Below are 17,134 nucleotides of genomic sequence, written 5' to 3'. Positions count from 1 at the left end.
GCCCGGCGGATGCAAATTCGGCCGGGCTTTGTGTTTTTGAGGGGGGCTTTTAGCGCCCAGCGCGGTCGCGCATCAAGGTGCTTTTGCCAAACAGCGACTCCACCAGGTCCACGGCCAGCACGGCGGTGCGGTTGCGCACATCCAGTGCCGGGTTGAGTTCCACGATGTCCAGCGAGGCGAGTTTGCCGCTGTCGGCAATCATCTCCATACACAGCTGTGCTTCGCGGTAGGTCGGGCCACCGGGTACGGTGGTGCCCACGCCGGGCGCGATGTCGGGGTCCAGAAAGTCCACGTCGAAGCTCACATGCAGATGGGTTTCATCGTCCAGTCCGGCCAGCGCCTGCTGCATGGTTTGGCGCATGCCTTGTTCGTCTATGAAGCGCATGTCGAACACTTCCAGCCTTTGCGCGTGCACCAGGCGTTTTTCACCTTCGTCCACACTGCGTATGCCGATCTGGCGGATCTGCTGCGGCAGCAGCGCCGGCGTCTGGCCACCGATGCGCGTCAACACATCGGGCCCCAGGCCGCAGAGACAGGCTACGGGCATGCCGTGCACATTGCCGCTGGGCGTGAGTTCGCTGGTGTTGAAGTCGGCGTGGGCGTCTAGCCACAACACGCGCAATTTCTTGCCGGTTTCGCGGCAGTGGCGCGCCACGGCGGCAATGCTGCCCAGCCCCAGGCAATGGTCGCCGCCCAGCAGTATGGGCATCTGGCCTTGTTGCAGCACGCCGTAGACGGCATCACAAACGGCTTCGTTCCAGGCCACGACTTCCGGTAAATGGCGGTAGCCGTTGACGGGCGGCTGCCAGGGATTGGGCGGGCCGCTGAGGTTGCCTTGGTCTATCACCTTCAGGCCGTGGCTTTGCAGGGCTTCTTTCAAGCCGGCCACCCGTAGCGCTTCCGGCCCCATGGACGCGCCGCGTGCACCAGCGCCCACGTCGGTCGGGGCGCCAATCAGCACGGCGGTGGGAAAGGGGTTGTCGTTCATGGTGCGATGGATTCTGCAGGCATTGGGCGGGCTTGCCTAGCGGCAGCCAGGGCGGCGTTCACCCAAGGGCCTGCTGGGGTGTGGCCGAGCAAGCCGAACAGGTCTTTTGGATCGGCCATTTCGGGCAGCAGATCGATGGGGGTGGTGAGTTCCGGGTGTTCTTGCAGCAATTGGTACAGCAGATGCAGGGCCGAGAAGTCTTCGAGTGCAAAGCCAACCGAGTCGAATACCGTCACCTGGTCTGGGCTGGTGCGACCGGGCGCTGTGCGCTGTACCACGCGGGCGAATTCGGTCACGGCAAAGTCGGCCGGCAGGCGTTGGATTTCACCTTCGATGCGCGTTTGTGGTTCAAACTCGACGAACACCCTGGCGTCGGCGCGCTGCAGTATGGCCGGGTCCAATTCGGTTTTGCCGGGGCAGTCGCCACCCACGGCGTTCAAGTGCATGCCGGGCGTAATCATCTCGGGCGTCAGGATGGTGGCGGCGCGTTTGTCAGCCGTGGCGGTGGTCACGATGTCGCTGCCGCGCACGGCTTCTGCAGTGGAGGCACAAGGCAGCACGTCCAAACCGGGCAGCGCCATGGCGGCCAGATTGCGCTGCAACTTGGCCGTGGCGGCGGGGTCCACGTCATACAGGCGCAGGCTGCGAATGCCCAGCAGGTGGTAGAAGGCCAGCGCCTGGAATTCGCTTTGTGCGCCATTGCCAATCAAGGCCATCACACGAGCGTCGGGACGCGCCAGACGGCGCGCCGCCAGCGCTGACATGGCGGCGGTGCGCAGCGCGGTGGTCAGCGTCAATTCAGACAGCAGCAGCGGGTAACCGGTCTCCACTTCGGACAACACGCCAAACGCCGTCACGGTCAACAAGCCATCGACGGTGTTTTTCGGGTGGCCGTTGACGTATTTGCAGCTGTACAAACGTCCATCGCTGGTGGGCATGAGTTCGATCACACCGTGCCTTGAGTGGATGGCATGGCGTGGCGACTTGTCGAACTGGTCCCAGCGCCGGTAGTCGGCCTCAATGGTGTCGGCCAGCCGCGTCAAAAAGGCCGGCAGGCCGGTGGTGGCGAGTAGTTTGCGTAATTGGTCTATGCCTATGTAGTTCACCATGGTGGGCTCTCCTGTTTGTGTTCTATCCAAGATTCTCCAAACTTGTTGCGCTAACGAATAGCCAAAAAATTGCTCATTATTTTTGGTTGATGATGCAAAATGCTCAGACTGATGATGCAATTTGTATAAATCATGGACGACCTTGACCACCAACTCATAGGCCTGCTGCGTACCAACGCGCGTACTCCGGTGGCCAGCCTGGCCAAAACCTTGAAGGTGGCGCGCGGTACGGTGCAAAACCGGCTGGCGCGGCTCGAGGCCGATGGCACCATTGCTGGCTACACCCTGCGCCTCAAGCCCCAAGCCGAGCGCCAACGTATCCGCGCCTGGATGACGGTAGCGGTGGAGGGCAATCGCACCCAGCATGTTTTGCAGGCCTTGCGTGGCGACCCGGCTGTGGGGGCCATCCATACCACCAACGGCCGCTGGGACATTGCCGCCGAATTGCGTGCCGATACATTGGAAGGGTTTGACCAGGTGCTCACACGCATCCGCCTGCTCGACGGCATTTCACAGACCGAGACAAGCCTGCTGCTGTCCACCATACAGCTTTAGACAGGCTTGCCGCCCGGTAAACTCACCCCATGCAGATCGCCCCCGCCAAACTCGCCTCTCAGCTCCAGCAGGGCCTGCGCTCGCTCTACACCGTGTATGGCGATGAGCCTTTGCTGGTGCAGGAAGCGGCCGATGCCATCCGCAACATGGCGCGCAGCCAGGGCTATACCGAGCGTACGGTGCACACCGTGGCCGGCGCACATTTCGACTGGAGCGGCGTGTTGGCGGCTGGTGGTTCACTCAGCCTGTTTGCCGACAAACAACTTGTAGAAGTGCGCATCCCTTCGGGCAAGCCCGGCAAGGACGGCAGCGCCGTGCTGCAGCAGCTGGCGCGCCAGGCGCAAGACAACGACAGCACGCTCACGCTGGTGGTGTTACCCAAGCTCGACAAGATGACCAAGAGCGGCGCCTGGTTTGCTGCGCTCGACGGTTTTGGCGTGACCGTGCAGGTCGACCCGGTGGAGCGCGCGGCGCTGCCGCAGTGGATCGCGCAGCGTCTGGCGGCACAGCAGCAACGTGTCGCCACTGGCGAAGCCGGCCAGCGTGCGCTGCAGTTTTTTGCCGACCGTGTAGAGGGCAACCTGCTGGCCGCGCACCAGGAGGTGCAAAAACTTGGCTTGTTGTTCCCGCCTGGTGAGTTGACCGAAGAGCAGATTGAAAACGCTGTGCTCAACGTGGCGCGTTATGACGTGTTCAAACTTTCTGAAGCTGTGCTCGGCGGACAAGTGCAACGTGTGCAACGCATGCTCGACGGCCTGCAGGCCGAGGGCGAGGCCGAGGTCTTGGTGCACTACACCTTGGCCGAAGACATCCGTGCGCTGAAACGGGTACGTGACGCCATGCACAATGGAAAGCCGCTGCCCATGGCTTTGCGCGAGCAGCGCGTGTGGGGTGTCAAGGAGCGTTTGTTCGAGCGTGTTTTGCCGCGCCTCAGCGCTCCGTTGATGGCCGAGTTATTGCAGTCGGCCCACTTGGTCGATGGCATCGTCAAAGGCTTGAAAGCCCCCGGCTGGCCGGCCAACGGCTGGCAGGCCTTGCAGCAACTGGCGATGCAGTTGTGCCGTGCCTGTGCCGTAGCGCCACGCTCGGCCACGCAGACAGCGCAACGGGCCGGCAGCTACAGCTAAAACACGGGTGTGAAGAGCCCCTATGGTTCGGCGGACTCTTCACTGGCGATGCTCAGCGGGCTTGCGCGTCCTCGATCAGCTGAGTGATGCCGTCGGCCATCCAGCCCGCAGGCACCGTGCTGCCTTCCAGGCGCAGCGCCCAGCCGTTGTCTGCGCGTTCTACCTGCACCGGGCGGTTCCATTGCAGCAACCAGGCGAGCCAGGTGGCTTGCTCGGCGCTGGGCGCGGCACCCGCTTCGGCTTCCAGCAATCCGGTGAACACGGCGCGGTCCAGCACCAGCAGTTTGCCGCCCTGCAGCTCCACTCGGCCCGGCAGAGCTTGCACCAGGGCGGCACCGGCCTGGGCGGCATCGGCAAACGTGCCCAGGGTGCTTTGTGCGGCACGCAAAGCCTGGCCTATGGCCACGCCACGTTGGGCTTCAGATTGGGCCAGCTCGGCGTGGTCCAGGCGCCCCCAGTCAATGTTGGGAATGGCGCAGTCGGCGGCGCTCGCGGCTTGTACAAAGCTGTGTACGGCGGCCTCGTAATCTAGCCGTACAAAGCCGGCACACACGGGCGCGAGTTGCGCCACGCGACCGGCGAGCAATTGCTGCTGCTGCACGGCCAGCTTCTCGCGCAGCATTTCGTCGCGTTCGCTGCGCAGGTTGGATAACTCCAATGCGTTGCGCAGGTCGGTGCGCAGCAGTTCCAGATCCCAAGGCTTGGTGATGTAGCGGTAGATTTCACCGGTGTTGATGGCCTCAATGGCCTCACCCAATTCGGAATAGGCCGTGGTCAACATACGCACGATGCCGGGGTGGTGATCGCGTGCGTAACGCAGCAATTCATTGCCGTAGGCCGTGGGCATGCGCTGGTCGGTGATCAGCACCGCAATCTCGTCGCTGCGCGCTTGCAGAATGGCCTGGCCCTCTTCGACGGACGATGCCGTGAGCACAGGGGCCATGGTGTTGACCAGCCGCTCAAAGTACTTGAGTGCCATGGGTTCGTCGTCAACATACAGAATCTTGTCAGCTCTCATAAACCGTTCTCAATTTGGGTTAGCAATATGGATGGGCCGGAACTGCAGGGTGACGTGTGTACCCTGCCCGGGAGGGGAGTGGATCTCGATGCTGCCGCCCACCGCCTGCATCACGCGGCGGCAGAACAGCAAGCCCATGCCAGAGCCACCGTCATGCTTCTTGGTGGTCATTGGGACATGGGTCAGGTGCTGCAAAATTTCGGCTGGAATACCAGGGCCGTTGTCGACGAAACGAATCCACGGGATGGACCGGCCCGCTTTGAGGCCACCAGTGGCTGCCGGATTTTCATCGTGTTGTAAGCCCATGCTGATGTGCAGGGACGCTTGGTCTACGCCACGCAGCGCATACAAGGCATTTTTTGTGAGTGTGCAAAGTACCAGATAGACCAGTTCACGCCGACCCGGCAATGAAAAATCTTGCTGTACTTCACGGCTCATGATGCTGCGCTCGTACAGGTCAAATGGGTACTCGTCGAGCAGCGACTCGACCAGGCTGCTGGCCGTGACCAGCGGTGCAGACGCGTCTGGATAGGCATCGCGTGCCGAGTGCAGAAACGTTTGCACCAAGGACTGGCAATACTGCGTGCGCCGCTCTGCCGACTCCAGCGCCGCCAGCACTTCACCCGGGCTGCCTTCACGAAACACCGCCAGGCTATCTCCGGGGCTGGAATCTTCAAGCGACGGCGGAATGTAGCGTTGGCGCAGTGCGTCCATATAGCCCCGCACGGTGGCGAGGGGAGTGTTGAGTTCGTGCGCCAGAAAGCCCAGGGTTTCGCGCATGGCGAGGGCTCTGTGTTCGTGCATGGCACGCTCGAACGAGCGTTGCCGGTGCTGTGCCAGCGCCTGGCGCAGTGTGCTGCGGGTGAGCGCCTCGTCCAGCGGTTTTTCGAGAATGCGATAGACGTCACCCTCGTTCACGGCGGTGATGGCCATATTCTTTTCGGCGTAGGCGGTCACCAGCACGCGCACCACGTTACGGTGGTCGCGTTGCGCCAGGCGCAGCAGTTCCAGGCCATGGCGCTGCGGCATGCGGTAGTCGGTCAGCAGTACGGCAATGTCGGCACTTCGGCTCTGCAGGATCTGCAGCGCCTCGTCCACGCCGGACGCGGTGAGAATACTGAACTCGTTGCCGAACATGCGCGCAAACCACTTGCAGGCTTGCGGTTCGTCGTCAACGTACAAAAGCGTTGAAGCGTCGAGGTCGGCAGGGGTTTCGGTCAAGGACATGGTGTCAGGCGTTGAGGTTGGCCAAACGCAAGTCGAACGTGAATTCGGTCCACTCGCCGGGTTCACTGGCCACACGTAATTCACCGCCATGGCGGTTGATGATGGCATAGCTCACGCTCAGGCCCAGGCCCAGGCCCTTGCCCACTTCGCGTGTGGTGAAGAAGGGCTCGAACACACGCACCAGGTTTTCCGGGGTGATGCCGGTGCCATTGTCGCGCACCGCGACGTGAAGGCGGCCATCGACCCGTTCGGCGCGCACACCGATCTGCGCCGCCTTGCGGCCCGACTTCTGCAAGGCCAAGGCTGCGTTGCCCAGCAGGTTGATCAGCACACCAATCACCGCCGGTTCATCGCCGTGTACATGGCTGTCCATGGGCAGATCGGTAGAGACTTCAATGCCTTTGAGCTCAAAGCCGGTGAGGCGCAGCGCCGATTTGAGTGCCTTCTCGAACAGGAAAATGCGGCTCGCGTCATCGCCAGGCTTTTGGTAGGCAAAGGTTTTGAGGTCGGTGACGATGCCCTGCACGCGCTGCATGCCCTCCTTGGCATCGGCTAGGCTTTCCTTGAGCATGTCACTGCCCAGTGGCGCAGCATCCATCTGCGCCATGTTCAGCGCCATGAGGCTGTAGTTCACCGGGTTGTTGACCTCGTGCAACAAGCCGGCTGCCAGGGTACCCAAGGCGGCCATTTTTTCCTGCTGCATCATGTGGCCCTTGATCTCGGCCAGGGCTTTGTTGGTGCTCACCAGTTCGGCGTTCTTCTCGGACACTTCGTGCTGCAGTTGGAACAGCCGGATGCGTGCCTTCTCGTTGAACCAGGTGCAGAACACGCTGGTCACGCCGGAGAACAGAATGAACAGGGTGTTTGTCACCATGCGAGAGGAGTTGCTGGCGGCGTCGGTGTGAAACGTACAGGCCGCAACATACAGCGCCAGGGTGACCACGCCAAATCCCACGCCCTCTACGAAGCTGATGGGCAAAATAATGCCGACCGCGTAGAGCGCCAGATGCAGGCCGACAAAGTAGATCGATTGGGCGCCGTCCGTCGTATAGATCATGAAAGAGATCATGAGTTGCGGCAGCAGCAGCCACAGCATGGTCAGCGCGCGCACATGTTGCCGGCCGAAGTCGGTGAACAACACGCGCAAGATGGCAAACGTGAGCACCGAGACCAGCACACGCAGCAGGGTGAATTCTGTGAGGCGTTCCGGGTAGGAAAAATAGTCAAGACCGAAGCCCGCAAGCACAAGCACGATCGATGTCACGCAGCCGGCCTTGCTGTAGCCGAGCCGGAAATCCGACAGTTGTTGCTCGTAGGGGGAGCGTGTCCTGTTAGTGGCTTGCAATTGCCGCTACCTTGTGTTCTACGTTGAGAGCCAACTCGCCGAAGATATTGACACCCGTCTCGTCGGTATAAAGCGTGGAAGTCGCTGCTACACCATCCAGCACCGACTGCATCTGCTGCTCATCGCGATAAATGAGATACCACTCCAGAAGATGCTCCATGACGTAGCGCTGCGGGTTGTCGGAGTGCACGTTGGTGACCAGGATGCGCCCGCCTGGGCGTAGCCGAGACGCAAAGTATTTCACCAGCCGGAGGCAGACTTTGTCGGTCAGGTAGTCAAACAGTCCGGCGCAGTACACAAAGTCGAATTGTTCTTCCGCTGGGGCAACCGTGGCGCGCTGGGTGCGTTTCAGCAATTGATTGACCGATTCGTGCTGCAGCGTGAAGCGCAGCGATTTGCCTGTTCCTGCTTGTGCTTCGAGCAGACGTTCGCGGGTGTATTCAAGTGTTTCGCTGCTGAAGTCCACCAGCACGAATTCCAGCTTGTCGAAGTCTGGGTTGTTGCGTATGAAGCGTTGAATTTCGGCTGCGGGGCCGCAGCCGATGTTCAGCACCCGCAAGCTGCGCTGTTCAGCGACAGCTTGTTTTGCCAGCATGTCCAACTTGCTGCACAGAATATCGATGCGGTTGCGGTGCGCCTGCGCCACTCCCGCCTTCAAGAACAGCAGGTTGACCAACTGGATGTAGGTAGAGCTGCCTTGCCGTGGGTCGCCCAGGATCTGGTTGACCATTTCGTAGTCACCGGCGTATCCCAGTGGCTTGGCGAACGTGCGGTACACAAAAGGGGCTTGCAGGATGAGCGGGTGGATGGCCGCCTGCGCAAAGCTGCGGTGCACGGCAGCATGCGGCTCGTCGACCTGCGACGCCACGGCTTCCAGGCGGGTCAGAAATTCGCTGCCCTTTTCAACCAGAGGTGTGGCCAGGCCATAAAACACATCTTCGCTGACCCGGCCGCTGGCGTCGCGCGGCAGGCCGGATGCGATGTCCGCCTGGTCGATCCAGCGCGAGGCTTCGGAGAGATAGGCCCGCATCTCGCTCACCACGACCTGATAGTCATGCCGGATGGTGAAGCGCTTTTGCCAATCGTCAACAAAGGCCAGCGCCTCCTGGGCAACCGACTCTTTGTCCAGGCCCATGACCTGCAAATCTTGCCATTCGTCGCTGAGCGTGACGGAGACGACAGACATCAGACCCGTGTTGACCAAACCAACAACAGCCGCCTTGCCTTGGTAGATGGTCTTCAGGCCGGACCTGATGGTCAACTCATTCAGGACCTCGCTGATCCGAACCACTGAGTTCGGCGTATAGAGCTCCATTTCCAGCGAGCGTCGCTGGAGACGGGTCAACGTGCCGCGGGCTGAGTCTCCCTGGCTGTTACGAAAAACGATAACGGGGTCAATAGATCGGAGAGGCTGCACGGGCTCTTGTACTCACAAACGGCGACACGAAAAGGGATAGCAGGCCCTCGGGGGAAATCCTCCACTCCATCCTGCGCCAACGTAGACTTCACGCAACGATTCTGGCATTGTTTCAAAATGAAAACGCCACGGGCGCCACTATATACAGTATGTTGTAGCGGCAACGCTACGTGGTGTTCGGATGTCTGTCATCGATGTCTGCTGTGGCCTTATTCACCGCATCTAAAACCATGCATCTGAATCACAAAACCCTAGAGACTTTTTACACCGCATTTGCCGTGCTGGATGCCGACACCATGGCCAGTTGTTATGCCGCCGATGCGCGTTTTGACGACGAGGTTTTTTCATTGCGCGGCCATCAAGAGGTGGCCGGCATGTGGCGCATGTTGTGCTCCGTCACCCAGGCCAAGGGGCGTGATGTCTGGCGCCTGACTTACAGCGGTTTGGCGGCTGACGCCCAGCGTGGGCGCGCCCATTGGGAGGCGTATTACCGTTTTAGTACCACTGGCCGGATGGTGCACAACAGCATTGATGGCGAGTTCGAATTCAATGCGGCGGGCCAGATTGTGGTCCACCGCGACCACTTCAATTTCTGGCGTTGGTCGCGCCAGGCCTTGGGTGCGCCCGGCTTGCTGCTGGGTTGGACGCCGATGCTGCGCAGCAAGGTCCGTGCGCAGGCCCAGGCCAATTTGCAGAAATTTTTGGCCGCGCGTTGAGCGCTTGGTCAAGCGATTCTGCGCGGCTAAACCAGCGCTGAGGACCCTGGCATTTCTATCAGGGGCGAGCGTGGTGCGGGCCAGCGCCAGGGTCTCAGGCGCCGTGGCATTTCTTGTATTTCTTGCCGCTGCCGCATGGGCAAGGGTCGTTGCGGCCGGGCCCTGCCTCCACGCGCACGGTTTCCACACGTGGGCCAATGGCGCGCCACATTTCAAACAAGTCGTACACCGCCCAGATGCCTTCGCCGAAGGCTTCCAAGCGGGCCTTGGACATGCTCGGTGGCGGCTCTTCGCCGCCTTCCTCGTCGGGGCCGAAGGGGGAAATTTCGGCCGGGCCGTCGTCGTCTTCCGACAGCGCAACAATGGCGCCAAGGGCTTGGTCAAGCCACTTCACGGCTTCCTTGTCTTTGGGTGGTGCCTTCCACTCTTCAGGCCAGGCCTCGACTGCAAACATGAAGCCTAGGGCCCAGACCTGGGCGAAAGCCGGCACGGCATTGTCTTCACCATCGGGCAGGGCTTCGGCGCGCTCTTCAGGTGTCAGGGCGGCGAGCATGCCACGCACGTCCATCACCTCGGGCATGTAGGCGCGCGGGTCCTCGAGGTTTTCGATTTTTTGCGACAGGGCATCGGCCACGTGGTTGCAGCGGCGCAGCCACAGTTCGGTGAAGCGCTGTTCTTGTGCCGCATCGGCAAACGAGCCTTCGCCTTCATCACCCGTGCCGAGCAACACCGGCAGGTACTCACTGGGCATGATGACGCGGCGGCTGCACAACACGGCTGCCATGAAGCCTTCACAAAACTCCCATTGCGGGGTTTCGTCGTTGCGTGTGCGCAAATCTTCCAGGATGTCTTCAAGCGCCTCGTAGTCTTCGGGTTGCAGGTCGGGAGGCGTGGCGGCGCTGTCTGGTGTGGGCGTAGGAGTAGACATGATGTGTGCGAAGTTGGGTTGGTGTGTGTTCAAAACGGTGCCCGTAAAACCACAACTAGGCGTTAACGTGTGGGCACCCGAAACAGAATGTGGCGACACTGAAGTTTAGCCAGTAGCATGCGGCGCTGGAGGCCAAATACCCATGATCCATTACCTGAACTCCGTCTACCCCGTGCGCTACACCGTTTTCGGACTCAGTTGCATTGGCTTGCTGTTCAGCCTGTTTTACGTATTGTTTTTAGGCACTGGCGGGTGGATCTTTCTTTTATGCCTGGCGCTGGTGCTGGTCGGCATCTACGACATGCGACAAACCAAGAAGTCGGTGCTGCGCAACTACCCAGTGATAGGCCATATCCGCTACATGCTGGAGTACATCCGGCCGGAGATTCGCCAGTACTTCATTGAGGCCGACACCGATGCGACGCCGTTCTCGCGTGCGCAGCGGTCGTTGGTTTATCAACGTGCGAAGAGTCAGGCCGACAAACGCCCCTTTGGCACGCAACTTGACGTGTTGGCCGAAGGCTACGAATGGATCAACCATTCGATGGCGCCCACCATCGTCGCCACCCACGACTTCCGTACGCTGGTGGGCGTGGACTCGGCCACCGGCCAGGCGCCGACTTCGTCGCGCTGTACCCAGCCCTATGAGGCGAGCATCTTCAATATCTCGGCCATGAGTTTTGGCGCCTTGTCGGCCAACGCCATCCTGGCTTTGAACTCGGGTGCCAAACAAGGGCGTTTCGCGCACGACACGGGTGAAGGGTCGATCTCGGTGCACCACCGCGTCAATGGCGGCGACTTGATCTGGGAAATTGGCTCGGGCTACTTTGGCTGCCGCAACGATGACGGTACCTTCAACGCCGAACGCTTCACCGAGAACGCGCTCGACCCGCAGGTGAAGATGATCGAGCTGAAGATCAGCCAAGGTGCCAAGCCCGGCCACGGCGGTGTATTGCCCGGCCCCAAGGTCACGGCCGAAATTGCACAGGCGCGCGGTGTGCCTATTGGTGTGGACTGTGTTTCACCATCGGCCCACAGCGCTTTTTCCACGCCCACCGAGATGATGCATTTCATCGCCAAGCTGCGCGACCTGTCGGGTGGCAAACCCACCGGCTTCAAGTTCTGCATAGGCCACCCATGGGAGTGGTTTGCGATGGTCAAGGCCATGTTGGAGACCGGCATTACGCCCGACTTCATCGTGGTCGATGGCGCCGAGGGCGGCACGGGCGCCGCGCCGCTGGAGTTCACCGACCACGTCGGGGCGCCGCTGCAAGAAGGTCTGCAACTGGTGCACAACACGCTGATTGGTGTGGGTCTGCGCAGCCGCATCAAACTCGGCTGCGCCGGCAAGGTGATCAGCGCATTCGACCTGGCGCGCATGATGGCGTTGGGGGCCGACTGGTGCAACTCGGCGCGCGGCTTCATGTTTGCGCTGGGTTGCCTGCAGGCCCAGGCCTGCCACACCGGCCATTGCCCCACGGGGGTGACCACACAAGACCCGGTGCGCCAACAAGCCATCATCGTGCCCGACAAGGCCGAGCGCGTGCTGAACTTCCATCAGAACACGCTGGAAGCCTTGCGCGAAATGGTGCAGGCTGCTGGTCTGACACACCCGAGTGAGATCACCGCCCACCACATCGTGCGGCGCATGAACGAAACCGGGGTGAAACTGCTGGTGACGGTGATGCCGCCGCTAAAGGCCGGCGCGCTGCTGAAAGACGACATCAGCGGCTTGCCCAACGTCTACACGTTTTATTGGGGCCGCGCCCAGGCAAACAGCTTCAAGCTGAAAATTGAATAGCAGTCTGCGCAGTCACACCCTGCGCTAGAAGCCTTTTTCTCAGGGCCAGAACGGCTTTGTCCTTGCTCAGCAGCAAGGCTTGGTGGGCCACGGCCAGGTCGATGAAACACTGGTCGTCCGGATCTTTGCACACCAGCGCCACACGCGGCGCCACGTCCACCAGATGGGCATGCCGGTCAAAGGCGGCCAATACATCGCCTTTGCTCAAGGCGTAGAGCGCCAGCTTGGGCTGCAGGTGGCTGTAGTCCAGCACCCGCTCCAACTCGTTGCGCATATGCTGGATGGCCAACCAATGCAGGGCGCCGGACATCAAGCCTGCGCGTATGGGTTCACACACCGGGTCGCTGAACAAGAAGATGTCCAGCACGATGTTGGTGTCTAGCACCACAGTGCGTGGTACCGAGGTCGCCAAGTCCATCAGCCTTGATCGGTTTTGTCTGCCGGGCGACGCGCCGAGCCGGCCACCATGTCGAAGCGGAACAGGCGGCATTCGATAGGGCCGTTCCACATCGGCACACGCCGGCTTTCCTTCAGGCGCATGCGGCTGGGCAGCTTGAGGTTGGGGGTCAGCACCCAGGCGGTCCAGCCGGCATAGTTTTTCTTCCAATGTGTGGCCAGTTGCGGGAAGAAGTCGCCGCCGTCGTCGGTTTGTGCCTGTTCGCGGCTGACAACTTGCACGGGGGCGGCCGCGCCGCGTCCGGCATCACGGCCGGCGTTGCGCCCTTCACGGGCCACACCGGCGACGGCAATCCGGTCGCCATAAGGCGGGTTGATCATCAACACACCGCTGGCGGTGGGCGGTTGGCGTTGCAAGGCATCGCCGCCGCGGAACTGCACGCAGTCGGCGACACCTGCGCGTTCGGCGTTGCGCATGGCGAAGTCGACCATGCGGTGGGCCACGTCACTGCCAAAAATCTCGGTGCGCGGCTTGTGCTCGGCGGCGCGGGCCTGGCTCAGCAGCGAATCCCATACGTGGGGTTGAAACGGCAGCAGCTTCTCGAATGCAAAGCGGCGTCGGCTGCCTGCGGCAATGTTGCAGGCGATTTGCGCAGCCTCGATGGCAATGGTGCCGCTGCCGCAGCAGGGGTCGTACAGCGGTGTTTCACCATCCCATTCGCTCGCGGCCAGCATGGCGGCGGCCAGGGTTTCCTTGAGCGGCGCTTCGCCCTTGTCTTCGCGCCAGCCACGTTTGAACAGCGGCTCGCCCGAGGTGTCCATGTACAGCGTGGCGCGGTCGGTGGTCAGGTGGGCATAGATGCGCACGCCGGGCCAACGTGTGTCCACATCGGGGCGCACACCGTGTTTGTGGCGGAAACGGTCAGCCACGGCGTCTTTGATCTTCAGCGCCGCAAAATTGAGCGAGGTCAGTGGGCTGTGCTGCGCCGTGACTTCAATCTTGAAGCTTTGTTTGGGCGTGAACCAGATCTCCCAGGCGACCTGGCTGGCCGCTTCGTACAGGTGTTGCTCGTTGCGGTACTCGGTGTTCGACAATTCGATGAGCACACGCTGCGCCAGGCGGCTGTGCAGATTGAGCAGCATGGCATCGCGCCACGAAGCACGCACCAGCACACCGCCACGCAGCACCAGCAGGTCGTCGCCTTGCAGGTTGGTGAGCTGGTGCACCTCTTCGGCGAGAAAGTCTTCAACACCTGCGGCGCAGGGCAAAAATAGCTTGAGCTGGTTCATGGCAAATAGGTTCGCTGTTCGCGGGTTGGGGCAATGCCGTGCGCGCTAGACGCGCATCGACATTAAAGCGCTTTGCGCAGGTTTGTGGGCGCAATACGCAGCGCCTCGCGGTATTTGGCCACCGTGCGGCGGGCACATTCAATACCTTGCTCTTTGAGCATGTCGGAGAGCTGGCTGTCGCTCAGGGGCTTTTTCGGGTCTTCGGACGAGACAAACTGCTTGATCAGCGCGCGCACAGCGGTGCTGGAGGCGTTGCCACCGGTCTCGGTGCCGAGCGACGAGCCAAAGAAGTACTTCAGTTCGAAAGTGCCGTGCGGCGTGGACATGTATTTGGCCGTGGTCACGCGGCTGATGGTGGATTCGTGCAGCCCGAGTTCATCGGCAATTTCACGCAGCACCAGCGGGCGCATGGCCAGCTCACCATGGGTGAAGAAGTTCTTCTGCCGATCAACAATGGCGTTGCTCACGCGCAGTATGGTGTCAAAGCGCTGCTGGATGTTCTTGATGAACCAGCGCGCTTCTTGCAGCCGTTGCTGCAGCGCGGCATTCACCGAGGCATCGCGTCCACCACCTTTGTGCTGTTTCAGCGCGTTGGCATAGATGTCGTGCACCTTCAGGCGCGGCATCACGTCCTGGTTCAGCCGCACCCGGAAATTCGCCTGCGCGCCACGGCCTACCTTGGTCACGATGACGTCGGGTATGACGATGTTGCGCTCCACGTCAACAAAGCGGCGGCCCGGCTTGGGCTCCAGGCTGGCGATCAGGCCCAAGGCGGCTTTGATCACCGTGTCGGAGGTGCGGCACTGGCTGGCCAGGCGCTTCACATCACGCCGGGCCACCAGGTCCATGGGACAGGCGCACATGTTGATGGCGGCGACGCGGATTTGTTCCTGCTCTTCTTCTGCCTCATCATCGGCCAGGGCGCGCAGTTGCAGCGTCAGGCATTCTTCTAGGGTGCGCGCGCCCACGCCTACCGGCTCCAGGCTTTGCAGCAAGCCCAGCGCCATGGTGAAGCGGTGCTGCAGCTCTTCGATTTCTTCGAGCTCGTCGTCTGGCTCGGCCAGGCTTTGGGCCAGCTCTTCGAGGCTGTCTTCCAGGTAGCCGTCTTCGTTCAGCGACTCGATCAGGAAGCGCAGCGCCGCGCGGTCTTCTTCGCTGAGCCGGAGGGCCAGCGCCTGGCGGTGCAGGAACTCGGTGAGCGACATCTGGCTGCGCGCCAGTTCGGTGGCGTCGACTTCGCCGTCACTCTCGTTGTTGTTGGTGCGCGGCGGCGCGTCGCCGCCCCATTCGCTGTCGTCCGGGGCGATTTCCGAGGTGCCGTCGCCTTCCCAGTTCTGGTTGTCGTCCTGGGGGCTCAACGGGCTTTCAGACTCCATCTGGCTGTCTGATCCGGTGTTGTCGGTGCTGCTGGACGTGGTGCTGGTGGCGTATTCGCTTTCGCGGTCTTCGGTGCTGACCTGTGTGTCGGCATGGCTCAGGCCGAATTCTTCGCGCGGCGCCTCGTCAATGCCGACTTCCAGGAACGGGTTGTCGTCGAGCATCTGCTCGACTTCCTGGCTCAGCTCCAGCGTGGACAGCTGCAGCAGGCGAATCGACTGCTGCAGCTGCGGCGTGAGCGCCAAATGCTGCGAAACGCGTAGCGATAAACCTTGTTTCATGCGCGCGCCTCCCGCACCGCCGACAAGGCTGGCGGTAGCAGCAGGCCAAGCTGCGCCCCAAAGCTGTTACGCACGCATTCCATGGGCTTACATCCGGAAATGCTCACCGAGGTAAACCCGGCGCACTTCGGCGTTGTTGACGATTTCAGAGGGCGTTCCTTGTGCCAGCACTTGGCCATCACTGATGATGTAGGCGTGGTCACAAATGCCTAGGGTTTCGCGTACGTTGTGGTCGGTGATGAGCACACCAATGCCGCGCGATTTGAGAAAGCTGATGATGCGCTGGATCTCGATCACCGCGATCGGGTCGATACCGGCAAACGGCTCGTCCAGCAGGATGAAGCGCGGCTGGGTGGCCAGCGCCCGCGCGATTTCCACGCGGCGGCGTTCACCACCCGACAAAGCCAGCGCTGATGAACTGCGCAGATGCTCTACGCGCAAGTCTTGCAGCAGGTCGGTGAGGCGTTGTTCCAGTTCGGCTTTGCTGAAAGGTTTGTCGTCCTCACCGTGCTGCAACTCGAGCACGGCGCGTACGTTTTCTTCTACCGTGAGTTTTCGGAAGATAGAAGCTTCTTGCGGCAAATAACTCAAACCCAGGCGCGAACGGCGGTGGATGGGCATGCCTTCCACCGGCTGGTTGTCGATGAAGATCTGCCCGCTGTCTGCACGCACCAGGCCCACAATCATGTAGAACGAGGTGGTTTTACCGGCGCCGTTGGGGCCGAGCAAACCGACTACCTCACCCTTGCGGACCTTCAAACCCACATCTTTGACCACCTTGCGGCCGCCATAGGCTTTTTGCAGGTGGCGTGCTTCCAGGCAGGACGAATCGTCCACCGGGGATGTGGCGACTTGCGCCGCCGTCACTTGCGCTCCCCGCCGAGCTGCAGGCTGGGGCGCAAGGCCGGTGCCGTCGTGTTGGCGTCTGGCACAGCGGGCGCGGAGGCCGCTGATTTGGGTGTCAACATGGCGCGCACACGCCCGCCAGAGTTAGCGGTGCCCGCGCCGCCCGGCGCGCCAGCCAAGTTGCGTACGCTGCCGTCGACGGTGAACACGCCGGTGGTGTTGTGGTAATTGATTTCGGCACCCGTGGTCTCATCGCTGAGCTTGGTCCCCAAGTAACGACGCATCACCGCGCGGCGCACCAGACGCACGTTGTCGGCCTTGCTGTCGTAGTAGATTTCTTCGGCTTCGCCTTCGATGAACTCATCAACGCCTTCGCGCTTTTGCCGGAAAAACGCCAGCTTGCCGGCCGCTGCGGTAACCACGCCATATTGGTAACCTTCTGGGTCTTGACGTACATCCACCCGCGCGCCGCGCAGGATGATGGTGCCCTTGGTCATGACCACATTGCCGGTGAAGACATTGGTCTGCTTCAGGTCGTCGTAACGCATGGCGTCGGCTTCGACGTTCATGGGCTTGTCTCGGTCCGCCGTTTCGGCGTGCGCAGCCCCGGCCGTGAACGCCAATGCGGCCAGGAGGAGTGCGATGGTGTTGATTTTTTTCATAGAGGCATGAATCTTGCAGATCATTGTAGCGGCGACAACCTCCGCGCCATG

The 17,134-nt window shown here is 61.4% G+C and carries 16 protein-coding genes; 4 read left to right on the top strand and 12 right to left on the bottom strand.

The genetic code is table 11. The features are described 5' to 3' along the window. Positions 1–49: 49 nt before the first annotated feature. Together rocF and ACFQ95_RS18410 are read right to left on the bottom strand one after the other, a co-directional pair. Positions 50–988 (bottom strand): arginase, encoded by a 939-nt coding sequence (gene rocF / locus ACFQ95_RS18415; protein ID WP_422833287.1) that lies wholly within the window; start codon positions 986–988, stop codon positions 50–52. Beyond that, positions 985–2,097, bottom strand: a complete 1,113-nt coding sequence (locus ACFQ95_RS18410) for an ornithine cyclodeaminase (RefSeq protein WP_422833286.1) — start codon at positions 2,095–2,097, stop codon at positions 985–987. The genes rocF and ACFQ95_RS18410 overlap by 4 nt, the downstream gene beginning before the upstream one ends. Positions 2,098–2,229: 132 nt before the next feature. Here ACFQ95_RS18410 and ACFQ95_RS18405 point away from each other — a divergent pair, with 132 nt between their 5' ends. Together ACFQ95_RS18405 and holA are read left to right on the top strand one after the other, a co-directional pair. Continuing rightward, positions 2,230–2,652: an Lrp/AsnC family transcriptional regulator gene (locus ACFQ95_RS18405; RefSeq protein ID WP_422833284.1), complete on the top strand. Its 423-nt coding sequence runs from the start codon at positions 2,230–2,232 to the stop codon at positions 2,650–2,652. A gap of 29 nt (positions 2,653–2,681) precedes the next feature. Beyond that, positions 2,682–3,779 (top strand): DNA polymerase III subunit delta, encoded by a 1,098-nt coding sequence (holA, locus tag ACFQ95_RS18400; protein ID WP_422833283.1) that lies wholly within the window; start codon positions 2,682–2,684, stop codon positions 3,777–3,779. 52 nt (positions 3,780–3,831) lie between these two features. Here the strand turns inward: holA and ACFQ95_RS18395 are convergent, their stop codons facing one another. From ACFQ95_RS18395 to ACFQ95_RS18380, 4 genes are read right to left on the bottom strand one after another with little or no spacing between them, the layout of a single operon-like run. Continuing rightward, positions 3,832–4,797 (bottom strand): response regulator, encoded by a 966-nt coding sequence (locus tag ACFQ95_RS18395; RefSeq protein WP_422833282.1) that lies wholly within the window; start codon positions 4,795–4,797, stop codon positions 3,832–3,834. Positions 4,798–4,806: 9 nt separating this feature from the next. Further along, positions 4,807–6,024, bottom strand: coding sequence for a hybrid sensor histidine kinase/response regulator (locus tag ACFQ95_RS18390; RefSeq protein ID WP_422833280.1), 1,218 nt, complete (start codon positions 6,022–6,024; stop codon positions 4,807–4,809). 4 nt (positions 6,025–6,028) lie between these two features. Further along, complete coding sequence (locus ACFQ95_RS18385; protein ID WP_422833278.1) at positions 6,029–7,369, bottom strand: sensor histidine kinase; 1,341 nt, start codon at positions 7,367–7,369, stop codon at positions 6,029–6,031. Further along, the gene (locus tag ACFQ95_RS18380; protein WP_422833276.1) at positions 7,356–8,786 is read right to left on the bottom strand and encodes an SAM-dependent methyltransferase; all 1,431 of its coding nucleotides are present in this window, start codon (positions 8,784–8,786) and stop codon (positions 7,356–7,358) included. The genes ACFQ95_RS18385 and ACFQ95_RS18380 overlap by 14 nt, the downstream gene beginning before the upstream one ends. 230 nt (positions 8,787–9,016) lie before the next feature. On the opposite strand from ACFQ95_RS18380, the gene ACFQ95_RS18375 reads away from it, so the two are divergent. Beyond that, entirely contained in the window at positions 9,017–9,502 is a 486-nt protein-coding gene (locus ACFQ95_RS18375; RefSeq protein ID WP_422833274.1) for a nuclear transport factor 2 family protein, read from the top strand. Positions 9,503–9,596: 94 nt separating this feature from the next. Here the strand turns inward: ACFQ95_RS18375 and ACFQ95_RS18370 are convergent, their stop codons facing one another. Continuing rightward, positions 9,597–10,430, bottom strand: coding sequence for a UPF0149 family protein (locus ACFQ95_RS18370; RefSeq protein WP_422833272.1), 834 nt, complete (start codon positions 10,428–10,430; stop codon positions 9,597–9,599). Between the two features lie 142 nt (positions 10,431–10,572). Here ACFQ95_RS18370 and ACFQ95_RS18365 point away from each other — a divergent pair, with 142 nt between their 5' ends. Then, positions 10,573–12,231 (top strand): FMN-binding glutamate synthase family protein, encoded by a 1,659-nt coding sequence (locus ACFQ95_RS18365; protein WP_422833271.1) that lies wholly within the window; start codon positions 10,573–10,575, stop codon positions 12,229–12,231. Here the strand turns inward: ACFQ95_RS18365 and ACFQ95_RS18360 are convergent. The 5 genes from ACFQ95_RS18360 to lptA all read right to left on the bottom strand — a co-directional run bounded on the left by ACFQ95_RS18360 (position 12,212) and on the right by lptA (position 17,083). Then, positions 12,212–12,649, bottom strand: coding sequence for a putative toxin-antitoxin system toxin component, PIN family (locus tag ACFQ95_RS18360; protein WP_422833269.1), 438 nt, complete (start codon positions 12,647–12,649; stop codon positions 12,212–12,214). The two genes, ACFQ95_RS18365 and ACFQ95_RS18360, sit on opposite strands and share 20 nt — an antisense overlap. Further along, positions 12,649–13,917: a THUMP domain-containing class I SAM-dependent RNA methyltransferase gene (locus ACFQ95_RS18355; RefSeq protein ID WP_422833268.1), complete on the bottom strand. Its 1,269-nt coding sequence runs from the start codon at positions 13,915–13,917 to the stop codon at positions 12,649–12,651. The genes ACFQ95_RS18360 and ACFQ95_RS18355 overlap by 1 nt, the downstream gene beginning before the upstream one ends. A 62-nt stretch (positions 13,918–13,979) precedes the next feature. Next, positions 13,980–15,575 (bottom strand): RNA polymerase factor sigma-54, encoded by a 1,596-nt coding sequence (locus ACFQ95_RS18350; protein WP_422833266.1) that lies wholly within the window; start codon positions 15,573–15,575, stop codon positions 13,980–13,982. Between the two features lie 87 nt (positions 15,576–15,662). Continuing rightward, positions 15,663–16,442, bottom strand: coding sequence for an LPS export ABC transporter ATP-binding protein (gene lptB, locus ACFQ95_RS18345; protein WP_422833264.1), 780 nt, complete (start codon positions 16,440–16,442; stop codon positions 15,663–15,665). After that, on the bottom strand, positions 16,439–17,083 hold the full coding sequence (lptA, locus tag ACFQ95_RS18340) for a lipopolysaccharide transport periplasmic protein LptA (RefSeq protein WP_422833262.1): 645 nt from the start codon (positions 17,081–17,083) through the stop codon (positions 16,439–16,441). The genes lptB and lptA overlap by 4 nt, the downstream gene beginning before the upstream one ends. Between the last annotated feature and the right edge of the window lie 51 nt (positions 17,084–17,134).

This window comes from Variovorax sp. HJSM1_2, assembly GCF_049316285.1.
In the GTDB taxonomy this organism is placed as follows: domain Bacteria; phylum Pseudomonadota; class Gammaproteobacteria; order Burkholderiales; family Burkholderiaceae_C; genus Rhodoferax_B.
The sequence above is the reverse complement of the archived record's forward strand: the minus strand, read 5'-3'. Positions and strand labels throughout refer to the sequence as shown.